The sequence below is a fragment of the Pseudomonas sp. LAM2023 genome (assembly GCF_016620375.1).
GTDB classification, from domain to species: domain Bacteria; phylum Pseudomonadota; class Gammaproteobacteria; order Pseudomonadales; family Pseudomonadaceae; genus Aquipseudomonas; species Aquipseudomonas anuradhapurensis.
Genome location: NZ_JAENHV010000041.1, coordinates 1 through 950, shown reverse-complemented (window position 1 = coordinate 950; position 950 = coordinate 1). Strand labels below are relative to the sequence as shown.

Annotated in this window: 1 pseudogene; it reads right to left on the bottom strand. The window is 63.4% G+C overall.

What is annotated here, in order from left to right:
* Positions 1-950, bottom strand: a pseudogene (locus JKP78_RS24925) (RHS repeat protein); the annotation flags it as partial.

Sequence of the window (950 nt, the reverse complement as noted above, 5' to 3'; positions counted from 1 at the left end):
ACGCTGAGCTTGTCATCGTCGAAGCGCACCAAACGGTCGAACAGGTCCCAGCTGAGGCGCGCCTTTTCGCCGTTGTGCAGGCGATGGATCAGGTTGCCGCGTTCGTCGTACTGGTAGTGAGTCCCGGCGTATTCACGCAGCAGGTTGTCCATCAGCTTGTTGCGCCGCGGGTCGCTTTCCAGCGGGCGATTGAGTTCCTGGGTCTTGTCGTCCAGCACGTTGCCGGCCGGGTCGAAGGCGAAGGTCTCGACACCCAGGCGACTGGTGGCTTGCAGCAGGCGGCCGACCGGATCGTACCGATAGGCCAGGTGGCCACGGCGGGTGTCGTGGATATCGGTCAGCTGGCCCACGGCATCGTATTGATACTGGCGCTTGAGCAACGTGGACTTGCCGTCATGGCTACCCAACAACTGCTCCTGCAGACGCCCCACTGGATCCCACGCCTGGGTCTGCATCAGTTGGTTGCCCTGATGCCGGACCACTTCGCGGTGCAGGTCATCACGCTCGTAGGCCAGCAGTTCATGCTGGTCGAGGGTCATGCCCAGCACGTGACCGCTGCCGTAGGTGAGCACGCTGACCTTGTGCCCGTCCGGGCGGATGGTCGCGACGCGGTTGTTGAGCACGTCGTACTCGTGCTGCCACACCGCGACCATCGGTACCTCGGTACCGAGGTAATACTGGTGCTCGCGGGTCAGGTTGCCCGCCTGGTCATGGAACCACTGCAGCTTGCTGGCGGCGTTGATGGCCTGGATCAGGTTGCCGTTGCCATCGTAGGCAAAGGTCTCTTCCTGACGCTGGTCTCCCTGGCTGGCAACCCGTGAAACCAGGCGCCCCACCGGGTCGAAGGTGATGTCGATGCGGCGCTGGCCGACCTGGGTACTTGCCAGCCGGCCCGTATCAGCATCGTACTGGTAACGCGTCACCAACCCGTCGAAGCCTTGCTCCTGCAG